Here is a 19,428-nt window from a genome sequence, read left to right on the forward strand (position 1 = left end):
GCATGCCGGTCCTCCCTCGCTGGCCGAGCCTTCAATAGCGACGCATCAGGACTTAATCGATTGAATCGGGCGTAAATTTCATCACGCTTAAATTTGCTGCACTGAACAACATTCAAGGCTTGGCAGGGGCGCGAAAAATACAATAACAACGGCGGATATTTTTACATTGTTATCGACACGAAAGCACGCACAGCCCATGTCCGACACGACGAAACCCGCCAGCACAAGAACATCGGTTACGGATCAGGAAGCCCTGGATTTCCACGCGCAAGGCAGGCCGGGGAAACTGGAAATCACCCCAACCAAACCGATGGCGACGCAGCGGGATCTGTCGCTTGCCTATTCGCCTGGCGTGGCCGTGCCGGTGAAAGCCATCGCCGAAAATCCGGCGACCGCTTACGATTATACCACGCGCGGCAACATGGTGGCTGTCATCTCCAACGGCACCGCCATCCTCGGCCTCGGCAATCTCGGCGCCCTTGCTTCCAAGCCGGTCATGGAGGGCAAGTCCGTTCTCTTCAAGCGCTTCGCCGATGTCGATTCCATCGATCTTGAGGTCGATACCGAAGACGCCGATGAGTTCATCAATTGCGTGCGTTATCTCGGCCCCTCCTTCGGCGGCATCAATCTGGAAGACATCAAGGCGCCGGAATGTTTCATCATCGAAAGCCGCCTGCGCGAGCTGATGGATATTCCGGTTTTCCATGACGACCAGCACGGCACCGCCATCATCGCCGCCGCCGGCCTCATCAACGCCATCGAACTGACCGGCCGTGACTTCAAGACCACGAAGCTCGTCTGCAACGGCGCGGGTGCTGCGGCGATTGCCTGCATGGACCTCATCAAGGCCATGGGTTTCAACCCGGAAAACATCACGCTCTGCGATACCAAGGGCGTGATCTATCAGGGCCGCACCGAAGGCATGAACCAGTGGAAATCCGCCCATGCGGTGAAGACCAGCAACCGCACGCTGGCCGAAGCCATGAAGGGCGCGGATGTGGTGTTCGGCCTCTCCCAGAAGGGCGCCTTCACCGAAGAGATGATCCGCTCCATGGCGCCGAAGCCGATCATCTTCGCCATGGCCAATCCGGACCCGGAAATCACGCCGGAAGAAGTGTCGCGCATCCGCGACGACGCCATCATGGCAACCGGGCGCTCCGACTACCCGAACCAGGTCAACAACGTCCTCGGCTTTCCCTATATCTTCCGCGGCGCTCTCGATGTGCGCGCCCGCCAGATCAACGACGCGATGAAGATCGCCGCTGCGCAGGCGCTGGCCGATCTTGCCCGCGAGGATGTGCCTGACGATGTGGCCGCCGCCTATCAGGGCAACCGCCCGCGTTTCGGATCGCAATATATCATTCCGGTTCCCTTCGATCCGCGCCTGATCTCGGCCATTCCGGTGGCCGTGGCGAAAGCCGCCATTGAAACCGGCGTCGCCCGCCGGGAGCTTCCCGATCTCGACGCCTATGCCCGCGAGCTTTCCGCCCGCCGCGACCCGATGGCTTCCACCACGCAACGCCTTTACGAGCGGGTGCGCCGCTCGCCAAAGCGCGTGGTCTTTGCCGAAGCGGAAGAAGAACAGGTCATGCGCGCGGCGATTTCATTCACCGCTCAGGGTCTCGGCACCGCCATCCTGCTCGGCCGTGACGATATCATCAAGGCCAATGCGGAACGCGCCGGCATCGATCTCGACCGCGCCAATATCGAGATTACCAATGCGCGCCTTTCCAGCCGCGTCGATGCCTATGTCGATTATCTCTATGCGCGTCTGCAGCGCGGCGGCTTCCTGCTGCGCGACGTGCAGCGTCTGGTCCACAACGACCGCAACCATTTTGCCGCCTGCATGGTGGCGATGGGCGATGCGGACGCCGTGGTCACCGGCGTTACCCGCAACTACTCCACCGCGCTCGAAGATATCCGCCGCTGCATCAACACCAAACCCGGCCATCGCGTCATCGGCGTTTCGCTGGTAGTCTCGCGCAACCGCACCGTCTTCGTGGCCGATACCGCCGTGCATGACATGCCAAATGCGGAAGACCTTGCCGATATCGCCGAAGAGGCAGCCCACCTCGCCCGCCGTTTCGGCTACGAACCGCGTGTTGCCATGCTCGCCTATTCCACCTTCGGCCAGCCGACCGGCGAACGCTCCGACAAGGTGCGCGAGGCGGTGAAAATCCTCGACCGACGCAACGTCAATTTCGAGGTCGACGGCGAAATGTCGGCCGATGTGGCGCTGAACCACCACCGCATGCAGAGCCAGTATCCCTTCGCCCGGCTTTCCGGCCCGGCCAATGTGCTGGTCATGCCCGCCATCCATTCCGCCTCCATCTCCACCAAGATGCTGCAGGAACTGGGCGGCGCGACCGTCATCGGCCCGCTTCTCGTCGGCCTCGACAAATCGGTGCAGATCACCTCGATGGGTGCGAAGGACAGCGATATCGTCAATATGGCGGCAATCGCGGCCTATAACGCCGGACGGTGACGTCGCGGCGTATTTCTTCTCCCTGCCGGGAGAAGATGGCCCGAAGGGTCAGATGAGGGGGCTACGGCAGAGATAGACTGAGAGCTTGCCCCCTCATCCCGCTGCCGCGACCTTCTCCCCGGCGGGGAGAAGAAACAAGCGGGATCCACTCACTTTATCTGTCGCCGTGTCTGTCGCCGTTCAGTTCGCGGACAACATCTGGACTTCTCCCGCGCCCCTTACGGCAAAACGCAAAACGGGAGCGACACAGAACAGGATTCTACGATTTCAAATTATTAGGATAATTTTTCTTCCTGAAAGATTTATTGGAACCGGATTTTATTCATACTATTTTTCACGCAATGCCAATTCTCGCTCTCGGCGGGTGCCTCATGTAGTTTCCACTCACAATCAAAAGGAAATACCCATGGCCCTCTCTTTCTCCAGATTTGCCGCAAAACTCATCGCCGGAACCGTCGTCATCGCTTCGATGGCCACCGCCGCTCACGCGGATGCAACGCTTGACCGCATCAAGGGTCGCGGCAAGCTCACCGTCGGTGTCATCCTCTCCGGCGCGCCTTTCGGCTTTATCGATCCGAAGACGCAGGAGCAGAAGGGTCTCAACATCGACGTCGCCAAGGCGCTGGCCGCCGGCCTCGGTGTCGAGCTTGTCACCGAGACCGTCACGCCGCCCAACCGGGTACAGTTCCTGCAGCAGGGTAAGGTCGATATTCTGATCGCCAACATGCAGTACACGGAAGAGCGCGCCAAAACCCTCGATTATGTGCCCACGCCCTATGACCGCCAGGGTGGCGCCGCCATCGGCCGCAAGGACAGTGGCATCAAGGACTGGCCGGACCTGAAGGGCAAGATCGCCTGCGTTTCGCAAGGGTCGAACTACACCCAGCCGCTGATCGAACAATATGGCGCGCAGGTGAAGGCTCTGCCGAGCCAGCCGGAATCGCTGCTGGCGCTGAAGGGCGGCAATTGCGATGTTTCCGTTCACGTCAACGGCACACTGAGCCTGATGCTTCAGGACCGCGCCGACGAGTGGAAGGATTACGGCATCCTCATCCCCACCGACTTGATCCCATCGGATTCCGTGATCTGGCTGCGCAAGGGCGAAAGCGACACGCAGGCCGCGCTCGACAAGATCGTCAAGGAACTGCACGCGTCGGGCAAGATGCTCGAATTCGCCAAGGCCAACCGCCTGCCAAGCATCGGCTATATGGAAGAACAGCAGAAGAAGCTTTCGGCCGCTCAGTAAGAGAACGAGCGACCACGCTTGCTCCGCCACCCCCGGATTTCGTCCGGGGTCCAGCGCGATCAAGTCCTTGATCGCGAGAGGCTCTTTCACGGCGCAGCCGCGCCGTGGCTGAATGCGGGATCGTCCCCGGGCCTGTTCCGGGGACCGGCATGACGCAAGGGCGGCTGCCATCATAGCGATTTCCCCTGACTATCAGGAACGGTCGGTTTCGCCCGCCGTTCTTTTCTGCTTTAAAGCAAGACAGGTCATTCTGGCAGCGCCTGCCGGGCGGCACCCGCGACAACAGCATGGATTTCCGATGCAGGATGGATTTACAGCGCGCTTCATAGAACTGGCCGCGCATCTCGGCCTCAACTATGATTTTCTGAACAGCGGCTATGAGGTTCAGATCTGGCTCGACGGCATGAAGATGACGTTGATCCTCGTCGCCGTCACTTTGCCGCTCAGCCTCGTCTTCGGCTTCATTTTCGCGGCCATGCTGACATCCGGCAAGGTCTGGCTTGCCGGCCCCGTGCGCGCCTATGTGGAACTGACGCGCAACACGCCGACGCTGGTGCAGCTGATGTGCGGTTTCCTCGTGCTCAACATGCTGATTTCCAACGCTCTCGGCGGCGCGCAGAACAATCCGCTGACACCCTTTTTCTGGGTCGTCGCCATTACCGGCCTGCACATTGCCGCTTTCCATGCGGAAGCGTTGCGCGGCGGCATCGAGGCGGTGCCGGCCACCACCATCGAGGCGGCACGCGCAATCGGTTTCAGCTCCTTCGAGATTTTACGCTATGTGGAGTTTCCGCTGGCGATCCGCACGGCGTTACCCTCCATCATCAACAACCTCGTCAATCTGGTGAAGCTCACCACGGTCGGCTCGGCAATTGCTGTCGGTGAAATCACCTATGCATCGATCCTGATCTGGACGCAGCGCGACAATGTGGTCGAGCTGATGATCGTCATCCTGATCTTCTTCAGCGTCATCAATTTCATCGTCGCAAGGGCCGGTCTGTGGCTTGAACGGCGTCTTGCGGTTCCGGGGTTCGGTCAATGAGTGCGGTGGTTTCTCCAACACAGGCGGTAAAGAAGCCGCCCTTCGGCACCATTCTGCTGCTCGGTGTTTTGATCGCCGTCATCCTCTGGCTGATCCTCGATCCATCGCTCGGCCAGGTGCTGCTGCAATGGCTGCCCTATCTGGCCAAGGGTTTTGCCATGAACGTGCTGATCAGCATTCTGGCGATCGCCATCGGCACCTTCATTGGCGTCCTGCTCGGCATCATGGAGCTCGCGCCCTATCGCCTCGTGCGCGCGCCGGCACTGACCTATGTGCAGGTCTTCCGCAACGCGCCGCATCTGGTGCTGATCTTTGCCGCGACCTACATCTTCCCCTTCGAGATCGTCGCCTTCGGCAACTACATCCCCTTCCCGGACTGGATAAAGGCCGTCGTCGGGCTTGCCATTCCGGCAAGCGCCCATATCGCCGAAATCACCCGCGGCGCCATCCAGTCCATTCCGACGGCGCAATGGGAAGCGGCGCAGGGGCTGGGCTTTTCGCGCAACCAGACACTGCGCTGGATCATCCTGCCGCAATGCGTGAAACGCTCGCTGCCGCCATGGATGAACCTCTATGCGTCGATCACCATGGGCACGGCGCTTGCCTCGCTGGTCGGCGTGCATGAGCTTCTTCACGCCGCGACAGACGCCAGCACCGCCGTGCAGCGCAACGATTTCACCGTCGTGGTTTACCTCACCGTTCTGATGGCGTTCTTCCTGTTCTGCTATCCCGTCTCCCGTTTCACGCAGCGCCTCGAGCGGCGCTTCGCTTCCCGCTGATTGGAACAAGCCATGTCCGCACCCGCACCACAAACCGCCGCAAAAGCTCTGGTCGAACTGGAAGGCATACACCTGTCCTTCGGTGACAATCAGGTCCTGAAGGGCATCGACCTCACGGTGAACAAGGGCGATGCCGTCTCCATCATCGGCCCTTCCGGCTCCGGCAAATCCACCATCCTGCGCTGCATCAACGGCCTGCTCATCCCGCAATCGGGCAAGATCACCGTCGGCGGCACCCGTGTGGATCAGCTGAAGACCGAGGCTGAGCGCATCGCGCTGCGCAAGCGCATCGGCATCGTGTTCCAGCAGTTCAACCTCTTTCCGCATCTGACGGTGATGGAAAACATTACCATCGCGCCGATCAAGATTCTCGGTACGCCGAAGGCTGAAGCCGAGCGCCATGCCCGCGAATTGCTGGAAAAAGTGCGTCTTTCTCAAAAGGTCGATGCCTATCCCGGCCAGCTTTCCGGCGGCCAGCAGCAGCGCGTGGCGATTGCCCGCGCGCTTGCCATGCGGCCGGAACTGGTGCTCTTCGATGAGGTCACCTCGGCGCTCGACCCGGAAACCGTGGGCGAAGTGCTCGCCGTCATCCGCGATCTCGTCAATGACGGCATGACCAGTATTCTCGTCACGCACGAAATGCGTTTTGCCGAAGAAATCAGCGATAATATCGTCTTCACCGAAAACGGCCTGATCGTCGATCAGGGCACGCCGGAGCACATCTTCTACAGGTCGACCAATCCGCGCATCAACGCCTTCGTCAAGGGTCTCGGCGGACAGGTGGCGCGGGTCAATGACGGCGAAGGGATCTGATGCCATGACCGCCGACGAAAAGCTCACCCTTCGTCTCGCCGAAGCAATTGCCGCCTCCGATCCCTTGCGTGACGAGGAGGCTGTGGCCATCGCCCGCACGGCGCTGATCGATTTTTTCGCCTGCGTTCTGGGCGGTGCCGCCGACAGAAGCACCAGGATCCTGATCGACAGCTTTACACCGGGCACATCAGGCGCGGCGGGCATTATCGGCCACGATCTGCGCACGGATGCCTTTACCGCCGCCCTCATCAACGGCCACGCCGGTCATGTGCTTGATTATGACGATGTCCATGGCAGCGTGCGCGGCCATCCGACCGTCGCGATCATTCCCGCTTTGCTGGCTATCGCGGTCGAAGAGGGCTCGACGGCGGATGCCTTCATCGCCGCCTATATCGTCGGGCTCGAAACCATGGCGCGTCTCGGCTTGTCGCTCGGGACCAAACACTACGAAAACGGCTTCCACGCCACCGCAACGCTCGGGCCCATCGGCGCTGCGGCGGCGATTGCCCATCTCTTGAAATTCGATCCGCAGACCACGGCCGTGGCGCTCGGCCTCGCCGCCACCCAGTCGGCCGGGCTTCGTCTGCAATTCGGCTATGACGCCAAGCCTTTGCACGCCGGGCTCGCCACGCGCGCCGGCCTTACCGCCGCGCGGCTGGCGCGATCCGGTTTTCAGGGCGCGCCGGATTTTCTCGAAAACCCCATCGGCTTTTATTCGGCCTTCGCCTTCGGCGCCGAGCAGCCGAAACGCGTTCTCTCCGGTTGGGGCGCACCCTGGCAGATCGTCTCGCCGGGCCTCACCCTCAAGGCCTTCCCCTGCTGCACCGCCGCCCATCCCGTCGCCGTCGGCGCTTTGGCGTTGCGCAACGCGGATAATCTGACACCGGAGGAGATCGAGACGGTCACCATTACCTTTCCACCGGGCGGCGATGCCGCCCTTGTCGGACCGTCCACCCCCACGACCGGCATCGATGCGCGTTTCAGCCCCGAATATGTCTTTGCCGCCGCTCTGACCGATGGATCACTCGGCATTGGCCATTTCGATGAGCGCCCGACGCGCCCCGACCTGCTTGCGCTTTCCGCCAGGGTCTCGCGCCGACATGACGAGACCGCCCGCCGTCTCTCGCCCGATCCGACCACCCGTTTCGTGGTCATCGATGTGACGAAGAAGGATGGCACGGTGCTGTCGCGCCGTATCGATGGCCTCCCCGGCATCGATGATCCGACCGAAAAATTTGCCGACGCGACCGGCGGCAATGAAAAATTCGCCGGCATTCCGGCACTGTTGCGGTCCATGAAAACCGCAGCCGACCTCAGGAAGCTCGAAACGCTTCTGGTATCGCAAATATAACTCGACCGACATGAAGGCATGAACCCCATGACCACCACGACACGCAAAAGACAGATGCATCTCGGCCTCTTCCTGCAGGGCGCCGGGCACCACGTTTCCGGCTGGCGCCACCCCGATGCCGAAGCCGGCAGCGAGAATTTCGATCTGCTCACCCGCGTTACGAAAATGGCCGAGGCGGCGAAATTCGACATGGTTTTCCTTGCCGACGGCCTGACCAGCGGCGTCGACGCCCATCCGTCGATGATCGCGCGCTTCGAACCGCTGACCCTGCTTGCGGCCCTTGCCATGGTGACCGACAAGATCGGGCTGGCAGCCACCGCCTCCACAACCTATGGCGAGCCTTACCACACCGCCCGCGCCTTCGCCTCCATCGACCATCTCAGCCACGGGCGCGCGGCATGGAACATCGTCACGACCTCATACGCCCGCACGGCGGCGAATTTTTCCAAAGACCATCCCGAGCATGACGAGCGTTATGCGGTGGCGGAAGAATATGTGAATGTCGTTCGCGGCCTGTGGGACAGCTGGGATGACGACGCCTTCGTCAAGGACAAGCAGGCGGGCCGTTACGTCGATCCGGAAAAGGTCCATATCCTCAATCACGAAGGCAAATATTTCACGGTCAAGGGACCGCTCAATATTCCGCGTTCGCCGCAGGGCCACCCGGTTCTCATCCAGGCCGGCTCTTCCGGGCCGGGGCAGGATCTCGCCGCCCGCACCGCCGATATCGTCTTCACCGCCCAGCAGGCGATTTCCGAAGCGCAGGCCTTTTATACGAGCCTCAAGGCGCGCGTGGAGAAGTTCGGCCGCGATCCGGCAAGCGTCGCCGTGATGCCCGGTTTCATGCCGATCATCGGCAGGAGCTTCGAAGAGGCCGGCGAAAAGCTGAAGGAACTGAACCGCTGGACCGATATCAAGAGCGCCATGCCGCTGCTCGAAGAACGCATCGGCCACAGCCTTGCCGATTACGACCTTGACGGCCCGCTGCCGGACCTGCCGATCTCCGACCAATTGCGCAGCCGCGCCGAACTTCTGACCGAACTGGCGCGCCGCGAAAAGCTGACGATCCGCGAACTGGCGCTGCGCGTCGCCGCCGGCCGCGGCCACCATATCGTCATGGGCACGTCCAAGGATGTGGCAGACCGGATGCAGGAATGGTTCGAAAACGGCGCAGCCGACGGCTTCAACGTCATGCCGCCCTTCTTCCCCGGCGGGCTGGAGGAATTCAACCGCGAAGTTGTACCGCTTTTGCAGGAACGGGGCCTGTTCCGCAGGGATTACGAAGGTTCGACGCTGCGCGACCACCTCGGCATCGAGCGACCGGCGCTGCGGTCATAAAGGCATGCGGATGCCCGTTCAAAGGCATCCGCATCCATCGAATCTCATGATCAGCTGAAGCGGGCCTGAGCCTGCTCCTTTACGCGGCCGCCCGTGCCGACGGCTGGTCGCGCCGGGTGGTATGCGCGGTATCCGGGCGGGTGGACGATCCGTCTTCCCGTTGAATCGTGCGGCGGTTCAGCTTGAACAGGCTGACAAGCTGTGCCAGCGCATCCGCGCCCTGCGCCAGCGTCGTGCTGATCACCGTGGTGCGGGCGCTCATCGCCGCATTCTCCTGCGTCATCCGGTCCAGCCGGTTGACCGCCTTGTTGATCTCGCTGATACCGACGGCCTGTTCGTCCGCCGCCTTGGCGATCATGTCGACATTACCGTCAATATGCCTGACCAGCGCGTCGATCTGCTTCAGCGCTTCGCCGGTTTCGCCCACCAGCCTGACGCCCTCCAGAACCTCGGTGCCGGAATTGTTGATCAATGCCTTGATTTCTTTCGCGGCATTGGCGGAACGCTGCGCCAGTTCGCGCACTTCCTGCGCCACCACCGCAAAGCCCTTGCCCGCTTCACCCGCACGCGCGGCTTCCACGCCGGCATTCAGTGCCAGCAGGTTCGTCTGGAACGCGATTTCGTCAATCACGCCGATGATCTGGCTGATTTCCCGTGAAGCCGTCTCGATACGCTGCATGGCATCGACTGTCCGCTCCACGACCTCGGTGGAGGCCACGGTGGATGTCCGCGCGCTCTGAACGAGCTTGCGCGTCTCCTTCATGTTTTCGGTCGACGACCGGACCGTCGCGGTGATTTCTTCGAGCGCTGCCGAAGTCTCCTCAAGCGCCACCGCCTGCTCGCGTGAACGTTCGGCGAGATTAACGGAGGCTTCGCTGACTTCCTGGCTGCTGCGGGTCAGGTCTCCGGTCTGGCCGAGAACATTTTCCAGCGTCTTCTGGAATTCCGCGATCGATTTATTGAAATCGCAACGCAGCCGTTCGAACTCGCCGACGAAGGGTTTGTCCAGCGTAATGCGGATATTGCATTGAGAAAGCCGCTCCAGCGCAGCACCAAGCTCCTCGACCGCATGCATCCGGTCCGTCACATCGAAAGCGAATTTCACCACCTTGAAGACCCGGCCCCGGTCATCGATGATCGGATTATAGGAGGCCTGAATGAAAACGCGTTTGCCATCCTTGCCAAGGCGCATGAACTGCCCGGTCGAGAAGTGGCCCCTTGCGAGTTCCTTCCAGAAATCCCGATAGTCCTGGGACTGGGCATAGGCCGGCTCGCAGAACATCGAGTGATGCTTGCCGATGATGTCTTCTGCCGTGTAACCGAGTGTCGCGAGGAAATTTTCGTTGGCGCTGAGGATTTTTCCGTCAGGCGTAAATTCGATCATGGCCTGCGCGCGGGAGAGTGCCGCCAGCTTGCCGTTATCCTCGGCGCTCTTGCGCTTGATCGAGGTGATGTCGGTTGCGATCTTGACCACCTTGTAGGGTTTACCGAAACGGAACACCGGATTGTAAGAGGCCTCAATCCAGATTTCGTCGCCATTCTTGGCCTGACGCCGGTACTGGCCCTGATCGTATTCGCCGCGCGACAGCTTTGCCCAGAAGGCCCTGTATTCAGATGAGGCGGCATCTTCGGAAGAAAGGAACATGCCGTGGGAGCGGCCAACGATTTCAGACTGCTGATAGCCGAGCGCCTTGCAGAAATTATCGTTTGCTTTCAAAATCTTGCCGGTCAGATCGAACTCGATGATGGCCTGTGAGCGGCTAATTGCATCAAGCACCGCGGAAGCATCCAGACCGAATTTGGAAAAGTGAGACATCTATTTGAACCCTCGAACAGTAATCCATATGCAGACCCCCTCCATCTCCGAAATATAAAGATGAAAAAGGTCGACCCGCCTGCACGCGAAACTAGCCGGACACCGTTAAATAGCGATTAATAATGATCTATAACTATTGATCCAGAATCTGAAACGACTGCAAATATGCTTCACCGCGAATATATTCGTCTTGTCTATTTCGGACCGCTTATTTGCCACAGTGCTGATATTTCTGCGCCAGCAACACGATGCGGCCTTTCATCGGGGCGGCATTCATTGTTATGGCGGGGTTGAGAGATTTGTGTTGCAGGAGCGCCGATGACCAAAACCCTGAAATGCGATGTGCTGGTGATCGGCACCGGCATTATCGGTTCCATGGCGGCGCTTTATCTGCAGAATGCCGGGCGTGAAGTTGTGCTTCTGGAACGCAGCGAGGTTGCCCGAGGCGCAAGTTCCGGCAATGCCGGCATTCTGGCCTTCCCCGAAATCATCCCCATTCCCGCTCCCGGCATCATGAAAAAAGCGCCGCGCTGGCTGTTCGATCCGCTCGGCCCGCTCAGCGTGCCGCCAGCCTATGCGGCGAAGATCGCGCCCTGGCTGTGGCGTTTCTGGCGCGCCAGCGCCGAACGCAACTTTCGCCACGGGCTGAAATCACTCACCGACATCAACCGGCTGGCCGCCCTGGAAATGGCCCATGTCGCGGCGATGCCGGAACTTTCGCACCTCGTTTCAAAAACTGGCACGCTCGATCTTTATGACAGCGAGTCGAGTCTCAATGCTGCCCGCGGGGACTGGGACGAAAAGGAAAGCGCCGGTTTCATCTTTGAGCGCGTTGGCCGCGATGAAATCGAGGCATTGCAGCCGGGTCTCGCGCCGCAGTTCCGCCACGCCATGTTTTCGCCGGATGGCCTGCAGGTCTCCGACCCCTATGATTTCACCCGCGCCATTTTCGATCTGGTACTCGCCCGCGGCGCCAGCCTGCGCAAGGGTGAGGCCGAACGTATCGATGCGGTCGGCGAAAGCACGATCGTGACGCTCGAAAACGGTGACAAGATCGATTCCGACAGGGTGGTGATCGCCTGCGGCGCGTGGTCGGGAAAGCTTGCCGCGACGCTTGGCAACATCGTGCCGCTGGAAACCGAACGTGGTTACAACACCACCCTTCCCCCCGACGCTTTCAACCTTACGCGCCAGCTTTATTTCAACGACCACGGCTTCGTCGTCACCCCGCTATCGACGGGTATCCGTATTGGCGGCGCGGTCGAACTCGGCGGACTGGAACTGAAACCGAATTTCCGCCGAGCCGAAGCCATGCTGAAGAAGGCAGGACGTTTTCTGCCCGGCCTCAAACTGGAAGGTGGCCGGCAATGGATGGGGTTCCGCCCGTCGATGCCGGACTGTCTTCCCGTTATCGGCACCGCACGCGCCACGCCCTCCGTCATCTATGCCTTCGGCCATGGCCATCTGGGGCTGACACAATCGGCAGCCACCGCCCGTCTGGTGACGCAACTGGCCAGCGGTGAGGAGACGGCAATCTCGGTCGACCCTTTCCGGCCGGGACGTTTTTCCTGAGTTCAAGAAAAGTGGACTATTTCACCGGTTGCATGGAATCGTCCGGAAACTCCACCTCGGCGAAGGACGGATAGACCTTGCGCAGAATGGTGACCTGCTGCTGGTCGCTTACCCGCAGCAAATACCAGTCCGCGCCGTCCATCAGGGCCAGTGTGTGGGATTTCGCCTCGATCGTCTGGCCGCCGGTTTCCATCACCGTTTTTGTCGGGATAAGCGCATAGGGCGTTCCATCAGGCGTTTGCGCAAGGCTGATCGCCTGCGTATCCATGGTGAATTCGGTTATCTTGACCGCCGCAAGCGCCATCTGCATCTGCGCGGTCAAGGCGCCGCGCAATTGCTCCGCGGTAATACCGGCGTCACGCGCGATGAATTCAAAGATTTTAGGCGGCACTGTCTTGCCGACGACATCGAAATCCTGTGCGCCCAAAGCCGTCTGAAATCGCTCTATCTGTGTGCGAAGGCTATCCTGCTCGGCGGGCGAGAGATCGCGCGACAAAGCGGGATGCGCAATCGTCAACAGCAGAAGCAGACAAGATAACAGGCGCTTCATGGCTTGGCCTTTCCGGTTATCCGGCATCGCCCGATCCCCGGAACGGGAACCGCTCATGAACGGGATTGTTCAGCGCAGCAGAAAGAAACCCGCAGCCGACAGCACGACGAAGACGACCAGGCCACCAAGGAAACCGGCGGAGGTGAAGAAACCCGCGACCATCGCCAGCATCAGCACGCACAGCATCATCGTGCCGTACTTCGTCAAGGCCAGAAAACCGTTATAGGTCTTTTCGTGCTCGGCGTAATTCATCTCGGCGCCGACTTCGACAGGACCCGTGTGGTGTTCGCTCATTCCGCTTCCCCTTGTGCTCCATCCGTCATGCCCGTCGTGCGGGAAAATCTGCCCGTGGACGATCACGGGCCCATGCTGGATTCTCCGTAGCCAGAGGTAACATGAAGTCGCCGAAAAGCGCAATGCGTTCTCGGCGAAAGAGCGGCGATGGCATGCCCCGTGGCCGCTCAACCGGGCGAAACATGTCATAGGGCAACATTCTTTCGCAAACGGTTGAAAAGGGCGATCAGTCAAGCTGTTTGATGGTGGTTTTGGTTGCTTTTCGAACCGCCTGACCATACACGGAATTCTGTGAGGAGGAACTCTGGAACCTGTGGCAGCGGCAGAACGTGGAGGCGTGGCCGCAGCAGGGGTGCCGGGCTTTGCTCTCCGCCATAAACCCGCAAAGGGCCCGAAAAGGGAAGAGGGGAAAGTTATGAAGTCGCTTTTAAAACTAAGTGCGCTGATAGACCTTGCAAGCGAAGCTCTGGGCAAGGTTGCCGGTTATCTCGTGCTCATCTGCTGCCTCGTCAGCGCCGGCAACGCCATGGTCCGTTACGCCCTGAACTACAGTTCAAACGGCTGGCTGGAAATCCAGTGGTACATGTTCGCTTTCATCGTACTGATCGGCGCATCCTATACGCTGCGCATGAACGAACATGTGCGTGTCGACATCATCTATGGCGCGATTTCACCGCGCAGCCGCATCTGGGTGGACATTATCGGCATCGTGCTGTTCCTGCTTCCCGGCTGCTTTTACCTCGCCTGGCTTTCCTGGCCCATGTTCACACTCTCCTGGCATCAGAGCGAAATGTCCTCCAATGCCGGCGGCCTCATCCGCTGGCCGGTGAAACTCATCATCTTCGCCGGTTTCGCCCTTCTGGTTCTTCAGGGTTTTTCCGAACTCATCAAGCGCATAGGCGCCCTCAACAGGCTTTATGCGCTCGATACGAAGTACGAAAAACCCCTGCAATGATCGCACCGATCTGAACCTTCAGGATATTTCCCATGTTCGAATATGGTATTCTTCCGCCACTGATGTTCCTCGGCATGATCATCTTCATGCTTTACGGATTTCCGGTTGCTTTCTCGCTCGCCACCGTCGGTCTCGTTTTCGGCGTCATCGGCATCTTCACCGAGCATTTTTCGCCGGCCTTTCTTCAGGCTTTGCCCCTGCGCATCTTCGGCATCGTCTCGAACGATCTTTTGCTCGCCATCCCCTTCTTCACCTTCATGGGCGCGATCCTGGAGCGATGCGGGCTTGCCGAAGATTTGCTTGAAGGGACGGGCAAACTGTTCGGCGCAATTCCCGGCGGTCTCGCTTATGCCGTCATCATCGTTGGCGCAATTCTCGGCGCGATTACCGGCACGGTAGCCGCTTCCGTCATCACCATGGGCGTCATCTCGCTGCCGATCATGCTGAAATACGGTTATAATCCGCGGCTTGCCACCGGCGTCATCGCCGCATCCGGCACGATCACGCAGGTCATTCCGCCTTCGCTGGTGCTGATCGTGCTTGCCGACCAGCTCGGCAAATCCGTTGGCGACATGTATCTCGGCGCCATCGGCCCGTCGATCCTGCAAGTCGCCATCTTCATGCTCTTCATCCTGTTCATGTCGGTCGTGCGGCCGAAGGACCTGCCGGCGCTGCCGCCGGAAGCACGGGGAGAACTCAACCGGGCGCTGGTCTTCCGCGTGCTGGCGGGCATGATCCCGTCCATCGTGCTGATCTTCCTCGTGCTCGGCACCATCTTCCTCGGCCTTGCAACGCCCACCGAAGCCGGCGCGCTCGGCGTCGTGGGCGCCATGGCGCTGGCCGCCGCGCACCGCCGCCTCAGCTGGGATCTCATCAAACAGGGCATGCATTCCACCATGCACATCACCTCGATGGTGGTGTTCATTCTGGTCGGCGCCACCTGCTTCTCCCTCGTCTTTCAGGGCATGGACGGTTCGCTGTGGATCGAGCACATGCTGTCGGGTATTCCGGGCGGCCCCATCGGCTTCCTGATCTTCGTCAACATCTTCATCTTCTTCCTCGCCTTCTTCCTCGATTTCTTCGAAATCGCCTTCATCGTCATTCCGATGCTGGCGCCGATCGCCCAGGCGCTCGGTATCGACCTGATCTGGTTCGGCGTGCTGATCTGCATCAACATGCAGACGAGCTTCATGCATCCGCCCTTCGGATTTGCGCTGTTCTACCTGCGCTCCATCGCGCCGCGCTCGGTCAAGACATCGGATATCTATATGGGCGCCATCCCATGGCTCGGCATGCAGCTCATCCTCGTCGCCATCGTGATCTTCTGGCCGGAATCCGTCACCTACTGGCTGGACAAGGCGCCTGAGGTCGATCTGAATTCCATCAAGATCGAAGTGCCCGCCTTCGGCAATCAGGGCGGCAACACCATGCCCAATTTCGGCCAGCCGGGTGGATTGCCGGGCATGCCGAATCTTGGCGAGCCGCCGAAGATCGGGCCCTGACGGGCATCTTGTAAGGACCTGGCGAAACGCTTATGATTGCGGAGTGGAAGACAGGGTTGCGCCCCTGCCTTCCGTTTTGCTTATCGCTTGAAATGAAGCCGGACAGTCAGTGACCAGCCTGTCCGGTTTCTTCTAACGACAAACGCAATGCTCAGTGGTTTCCACATCGCATCACCTCCACAGTTGAGAGCAAGGCCTTTGCCGAGGTCGGCGTGGCCAATCCCCGCCGACGCTCCGGCTGGTCGCGGAGCCTGCTGCTTTTGCCCACAACGGAATTGATCGTAAATCATCCTTTGTTGTCGGATGCGTGAAGGCATGCGCGCACAACAAAAACCCCGGAGACCGAAATCCCCAGGGCCTTTGCTCGGTCCGCCGTCACCGAATAATCAGAGCTTGCCGTTACGCTGCTGGATCATCATGAAAGTATCGAACGTGTATTCTGCAAGCTGCATCCACAGATAACCTTCACGCTTGAAGGCGACCTGATCTTCGTAGATCTTCTTGAAGTCCGGATTGGAGGCCGAAATATTGGCATAGACTTCCAGCGCGGCCTTGTAGCAGGCCTCGAGGATTTCCTGGCTGAACGGCCTGAGCACCGCACCTTCCGAAACCAGTTGTTTGATGGCGATCGGGTTTTTCGCGTCGTATTTCGCCATCATGCTGGTGTTGGCGAAGGCGCAGGCGTCCTGCAGCGCCGTCTGGTAGCTTTTCGGCAGACTGTTCCACTTGTCCAGATTGACGAAGGAATGGATGACCGGGCCACCTTCCCAGAAGGCCGGATAATAATAATATTTCGCCACTTTCTGGAAGCCGAGCTTGTGGTCGTCATAGGGACCGACCCATTCCGCCGCGTCGATGGTGCCTTTTTCCAGCGCCGGATAGATATCGCCGCCGGCGATCTGCTGCGGCACCACGCCGAGCTTTTCCACCACCTTGCCGGCCAGACCGGCGATGCGCATCTTCACGCCCTTGAAATCGTCGACAGTGTTGATTTCCTTGCGGAACCAGCCGCCCATCTGCGCGCCGGTATTGCCCGAAATCATGCCGTAGAGATTGTGCTTGGCGTAAAACTCGTTGAGCAGCTTGTTGCCATTGCCTTCATAGAACCATGAATTCGTGAGGCGGGCATTGAGGCCGAAAGGTATGGCCGTGCCGATGGCGAAGGTCGGATCCTTGCCGACGTAATAATAAGAGCAGGTGTGGCACATTTCCACCGTGCCGGATGATACGGCGTCGGCCGCCTGCAGGCCGGGCACGATTTCGCCGGCGGCAAAGGGCTGGATGGTGAAATTGCCGTCGGTCGCGGCGGCGACATGCTTGGCAATATCTTCCGCGCCGCCATAGATCGTGTCGAGCGATTTCGGAAACGACGACGTCAGGCGCCAGTTGATCTTGGTGTTCTGCTGTGCAATGGCGGGCGCGGCCAGCGCTGCCGTGGCAGCTCCCGCAAGCGCACCTTTTTTCATAAAGGAACGGCGATCCATCTATATCCTCCCAGATATGAACGCTGCCCGCAGCTTTGAATTCCCCTCGTTGCTGTTCAGGCATCGCAGCAAAGTAAGCACGGTTACGGCCCGGCTGACAAGCACCCGCGCCAAGAATTAATCGCTGAAAAACCGGCCTTTCCGGGAATTTTCGGAAACTCTGCTTCGTATTTTATTTTCAACTGAAATATCCCGGCATCGCCTTATACTTTAGGCGCAGAAAGGATCGTCAGAACGCAAAACGCGTGCTTGACTTGGCCAGCCGGCAGTCGCACAAATTTCGAAGATTCGTCCCGGAGCCACCATGCCAAAACCCATTATCGCCGTTCCCGCCGACATCAGGCATTTCACCGGAGCCGACTGGCACGCCGCGCAGAACCAGTATGTTTCCGCCGCGCTGAAAGTCGCTGGCGTCATGTCCTTCATCGTCCCGGCCTTCGAGGACGGAAACGAGGTCGACGCCATTCTCGACCGGGTGGATGGCCTGCTGGTGTCCGGCTCCGCCACCAATGTGCACCCTTCCCTTTACGGCAAAGAGGCGCAGGAAAGCGACGGCCCGTTCGACCCGGCCCGCGACGCCACCAGCCTGCCGCTCATCCGCCGCGCCATTGAACGCGGCATCCCGATGCTGGCCATCTGCCGCGGCATTCAGGAACTGAACGTCGCGCTGGGCGGCACGCTGGCTTCCGAAATTCAGGAGCAGCCCGGCATATGGGACCACCGCAAGCCGGAACATGACGACCGCGACGTGGCCTTCGCCATTCGCCAGCCGGTGCATGTGCGCGAAGGCTCCTGCATCGCGCAGCATCTCGGCATGTCCGGCGAAATCCAGATCAATTCGCTGCACCGGCAGGCAATCGCCGAGACCGCACCCCGCCTGCAGGTGGAGGCAACGGCGGCGGACGGCACCATCGAGGCCGTTTCCGTCATCGACGCCAAGGGATTTGCCGTCGGCGTGCAATGGCATCCGGAATATTGGGCTGAGACAGATGCGCCGTCGCGCGCTTTGTTCGAGGCCTTCGGCAAGGCCGTCCACGACTATCGAAACAGCAAGGCATGAACCTTAGCTAGTCCCCCTCGGCTCACAGGAACACAAAAAAGGGGCAAGCCTGAAGGCCTGCCCCAAGTCTGGGAGGAGGATTTAGCGCTTTGCGCGTTTCTTCTGTCGGTAGACGTCGGCAACGACCGCGGCCACGATGATCAGGCCCTTGACGATTTCCTGGTAATAGGCGTCCACCCGGAGGAAGGTGAAGCCCGACGTCATGACACCGAGGATGATGGTGCCGATCACCGTTCCGGTAATACGGCCTGCACCGCCGGCGAGCGATGTACCACCGATGACGGCTGCGGCGATAGCGTCGAGTTCATACATCACGCCCATGCCGGCCTGCGCCGTCTGTGCGCGGGCGGCGGTGACGACGCCAGCGAGACCGGCGAGCAGGCCAGCAATGGCATATACCTTGATCAGATGCGCCTCGATATTGATACCGGACACACGTGCCGCCTGCTGGTTCGCACCGATGGCATAGGTGAACTTGCCGTAACGGGTATAACGCAGCGCCACGTGGAAGATGACGGCGACGACGAGGAACACCACGACCGGCCAGATGCCCGTGCCGATGAAGTTGAAACCGTCCGTCAGACCGGAGATCGGCTGGCCCTTCGTATACCACTTGGAAAGACCACGCGCCGTCACCATCATGCCAAGCGTTGCGATGAAGGGCGGAATTTTGGTGCGGGCGATGAGTTGCCCGTTGATGAAGCCCGCAAGAGCACCCGCCAATATGCCGACGGCCAGCGGGATGAAAAAGGGCAGATCGGTCAACCCCGGATAAAGCGCCCGCGGCCACGTGGATGATTGCGCCACGCTGGCGGACAGCATCGCCGTCAGCCCAACGACGGAACCGGAAGAGAGATCAATGCCGCCGGTGATGATGACCTGCGTGACACCAACCGCGATGATGCCGATCACCGAGACCTGCAGGATCATGATCGTCAGGCGCTGCTGGTTCATCAGGAAGCTCTGGCCGATGAAAATCCAGCCAAGAATTTCATAAACCAGCGCAATGCCGATCAGCACGAAAAAGATATTAGCCTCCGGCGGGATGCGCCGATGCGGCTTGCGTCCGGATTTTCCATCCAACTCTGTGTTGGCGGCGGCGTTCGTATTCATAATCATTCCTCCTCGAGAAATCCCGGCG

At 59.9% G+C, this 19,428-nt stretch carries 16 protein-coding genes; 11 read left to right on the forward strand and 5 right to left on the reverse strand.

Annotation, left to right across the window (positions count from 1 at the left end; translation table 11 throughout):
- Nucleotides 1-196 precede the first annotated feature (196 nt).
- The 7 genes from AC5YUO_RS16500 (at nucleotide 197) to AC5YUO_RS16530 (ending at nucleotide 9,054) form a co-directional block, all read left to right on the forward strand.
- The gene (locus AC5YUO_RS16500) at nucleotides 197-2,485 is read left to right on the forward strand and encodes an NADP-dependent malic enzyme (protein ID WP_496155984.1); all 2,289 of its coding nucleotides are present in this window, start codon (nucleotides 197-199) and stop codon (nucleotides 2,483-2,485) included.
- A 406-nt stretch (nucleotides 2,486-2,891) separates the two neighbouring features.
- Nucleotides 2,892-3,731, forward strand: coding sequence for a transporter substrate-binding domain-containing protein (locus AC5YUO_RS16505; protein ID WP_271045726.1), 840 nt, complete (start codon nucleotides 2,892-2,894; stop codon nucleotides 3,729-3,731).
- Between the two features lie 298 nt (nucleotides 3,732-4,029).
- Nucleotides 4,030-4,773: an amino acid ABC transporter permease gene (locus tag AC5YUO_RS16510; RefSeq protein ID WP_003524557.1), complete on the forward strand. Its 744-nt coding sequence runs from the start codon at nucleotides 4,030-4,032 to the stop codon at nucleotides 4,771-4,773.
- Nucleotides 4,770-5,552 (forward strand): amino acid ABC transporter permease, encoded by a 783-nt coding sequence (locus AC5YUO_RS16515; protein ID WP_400812798.1) that lies wholly within the window; start codon nucleotides 4,770-4,772, stop codon nucleotides 5,550-5,552. The genes AC5YUO_RS16510 and AC5YUO_RS16515 overlap by 4 nt, the downstream gene beginning before the upstream one ends.
- A gap of 12 nt (nucleotides 5,553-5,564) precedes the next feature.
- Nucleotides 5,565-6,365, forward strand: a complete 801-nt coding sequence (locus AC5YUO_RS16520; RefSeq protein WP_400812799.1) for an amino acid ABC transporter ATP-binding protein — start codon at nucleotides 5,565-5,567, stop codon at nucleotides 6,363-6,365.
- Nucleotides 6,366-6,369: 4 nt separating this feature from the next.
- The gene (locus tag AC5YUO_RS16525) at nucleotides 6,370-7,716 is read left to right on the forward strand and encodes an MmgE/PrpD family protein (RefSeq protein ID WP_496155985.1); all 1,347 of its coding nucleotides are present in this window, start codon (nucleotides 6,370-6,372) and stop codon (nucleotides 7,714-7,716) included.
- An 18-nt stretch (nucleotides 7,717-7,734) separates the two neighbouring features.
- On the forward strand, nucleotides 7,735-9,054 hold the full coding sequence (locus AC5YUO_RS16530; RefSeq protein ID WP_496155986.1) for an LLM class flavin-dependent oxidoreductase: 1,320 nt from the start codon (nucleotides 7,735-7,737) through the stop codon (nucleotides 9,052-9,054).
- Nucleotides 9,055-9,133: 79 nt separating this feature from the next.
- Here AC5YUO_RS16530 and AC5YUO_RS16535 read toward each other — a convergent pair whose 3' ends face one another.
- Nucleotides 9,134-10,870 carry a methyl-accepting chemotaxis protein gene (locus tag AC5YUO_RS16535; RefSeq protein ID WP_496155987.1) on the reverse strand — a complete coding sequence of 579 codons (1,737 nt, stop codon included), beginning with the start codon at nucleotides 10,868-10,870 and terminating at the stop codon, nucleotides 9,134-9,136.
- Nucleotides 10,871-11,188: 318 nt separating this feature from the next.
- Between AC5YUO_RS16535 and AC5YUO_RS16540 the strand changes: the two genes are divergently transcribed.
- A complete protein-coding gene (locus AC5YUO_RS16540; RefSeq protein ID WP_496155989.1) occupies nucleotides 11,189-12,442 on the forward strand; it encodes an NAD(P)/FAD-dependent oxidoreductase in 1,254 nt (417 codons plus the stop codon).
- A gap of 16 nt (nucleotides 12,443-12,458) precedes the next feature.
- Here the strand turns inward: AC5YUO_RS16540 and AC5YUO_RS16545 are convergent, their stop codons facing one another.
- Nucleotides 12,459-12,992, reverse strand: coding sequence for a hypothetical protein (locus AC5YUO_RS16545; protein ID WP_496155990.1), 534 nt, complete (start codon nucleotides 12,990-12,992; stop codon nucleotides 12,459-12,461).
- A 69-nt stretch (nucleotides 12,993-13,061) separates the two neighbouring features.
- Complete coding sequence (locus AC5YUO_RS16550) at nucleotides 13,062-13,286, reverse strand: aa3-type cytochrome c oxidase subunit IV (RefSeq protein WP_269342798.1); 225 nt, start codon at nucleotides 13,284-13,286, stop codon at nucleotides 13,062-13,064.
- Between the two features lie 415 nt (nucleotides 13,287-13,701).
- Here AC5YUO_RS16550 and AC5YUO_RS16555 point away from each other — a divergent pair, with 415 nt between their 5' ends.
- A complete protein-coding gene (locus AC5YUO_RS16555; protein ID WP_496155991.1) occupies nucleotides 13,702-14,241 on the forward strand; it encodes a TRAP transporter small permease subunit in 540 nt (179 codons plus the stop codon).
- Nucleotides 14,242-14,273: 32 nt separating this feature from the next.
- Entirely contained in the window at nucleotides 14,274-15,743 is a 1,470-nt protein-coding gene (locus AC5YUO_RS16560) for a TRAP transporter large permease (RefSeq protein WP_400812806.1), read from the forward strand.
- A 386-nt stretch (nucleotides 15,744-16,129) separates the two neighbouring features.
- Here AC5YUO_RS16560 and AC5YUO_RS16565 read toward each other — a convergent pair whose 3' ends face one another.
- Nucleotides 16,130-17,227, reverse strand: coding sequence for a TRAP transporter substrate-binding protein (locus AC5YUO_RS16565; RefSeq protein ID WP_020011921.1), 1,098 nt, complete (start codon nucleotides 17,225-17,227; stop codon nucleotides 16,130-16,132).
- 304 nt (nucleotides 17,228-17,531) lie between these two features.
- Between AC5YUO_RS16565 and AC5YUO_RS16570 the strand changes: the two genes are divergently transcribed.
- Nucleotides 17,532-18,287 carry a gamma-glutamyl-gamma-aminobutyrate hydrolase family protein gene (locus AC5YUO_RS16570; protein WP_496155992.1) on the forward strand — a complete coding sequence of 252 codons (756 nt, stop codon included), beginning with the start codon at nucleotides 17,532-17,534 and terminating at the stop codon, nucleotides 18,285-18,287.
- An 81-nt stretch (nucleotides 18,288-18,368) separates the two neighbouring features.
- Here AC5YUO_RS16570 and AC5YUO_RS16575 read toward each other — a convergent pair whose 3' ends face one another.
- Nucleotides 18,369-19,400: an ABC transporter permease gene (locus AC5YUO_RS16575; protein ID WP_496155993.1), complete on the reverse strand. Its 1,032-nt coding sequence runs from the start codon at nucleotides 19,398-19,400 to the stop codon at nucleotides 18,369-18,371.
- Between the last annotated feature and the right edge of the window lie 28 nt (nucleotides 19,401-19,428).

The sequence above is a fragment of the Agrobacterium sp. LEGMi-208b genome (assembly GCF_059511785.1).

Bases quoted from the DNA above. Each gene is read 5' to 3' on its own strand.
- AC5YUO_RS16510 (WP_003524557.1), top strand. From the start codon at position 4,030: ATGCAGGATGGATTTACAGCGCGCTTCATAGAACTGGCCGCGCATCTC.
- AC5YUO_RS16525 (WP_496155985.1), top strand. From the start codon at position 6,370: ATGACCGCCGACGAAAAGCTCACCCTTCGTCTCGCCGAAGCAATTGCC.
- AC5YUO_RS16575 (WP_496155993.1), bottom strand. From the start codon at position 19,400: ATGAATACGAACGCCGCCGCCAACACAGAGTTGGATGGAAAATCCGGA.
- AC5YUO_RS16505 (WP_271045726.1), top strand. From the start codon at position 2,892: ATGGCCCTCTCTTTCTCCAGATTTGCCGCAAAACTCATCGCCGGAACC.
- AC5YUO_RS16545 (WP_496155990.1), bottom strand. From the start codon at position 12,992: ATGAAGCGCCTGTTATCTTGTCTGCTTCTGCTGTTGACGATTGCGCAT.
- AC5YUO_RS16560 (WP_400812806.1), top strand. From the start codon at position 14,274: ATGTTCGAATATGGTATTCTTCCGCCACTGATGTTCCTCGGCATGATC.
- AC5YUO_RS16530 (WP_496155986.1), top strand. From the start codon at position 7,735: ATGAACCCCATGACCACCACGACACGCAAAAGACAGATGCATCTCGGC.
- AC5YUO_RS16515 (WP_400812798.1), top strand. From the start codon at position 4,770: ATGAGTGCGGTGGTTTCTCCAACACAGGCGGTAAAGAAGCCGCCCTTC.
- AC5YUO_RS16535 (WP_496155987.1), bottom strand. From the start codon at position 10,870: ATGTCTCACTTTTCCAAATTCGGTCTGGATGCTTCCGCGGTGCTTGAT.
- AC5YUO_RS16540 (WP_496155989.1), top strand. From the start codon at position 11,189: ATGACCAAAACCCTGAAATGCGATGTGCTGGTGATCGGCACCGGCATT.
- AC5YUO_RS16570 (WP_496155992.1), top strand. From the start codon at position 17,532: ATGCCAAAACCCATTATCGCCGTTCCCGCCGACATCAGGCATTTCACC.
- AC5YUO_RS16520 (WP_400812799.1), top strand. From the start codon at position 5,565: ATGTCCGCACCCGCACCACAAACCGCCGCAAAAGCTCTGGTCGAACTG.
- AC5YUO_RS16500 (WP_496155984.1), top strand. From the start codon at position 197: ATGTCCGACACGACGAAACCCGCCAGCACAAGAACATCGGTTACGGAT.
- AC5YUO_RS16550 (WP_269342798.1), bottom strand. From the start codon at position 13,286: ATGAGCGAACACCACACGGGTCCTGTCGAAGTCGGCGCCGAGATGAAT.
- AC5YUO_RS16555 (WP_496155991.1), top strand. From the start codon at position 13,702: ATGAAGTCGCTTTTAAAACTAAGTGCGCTGATAGACCTTGCAAGCGAA.
- AC5YUO_RS16565 (WP_020011921.1), bottom strand. From the start codon at position 17,227: ATGGATCGCCGTTCCTTTATGAAAAAAGGTGCGCTTGCGGGAGCTGCC.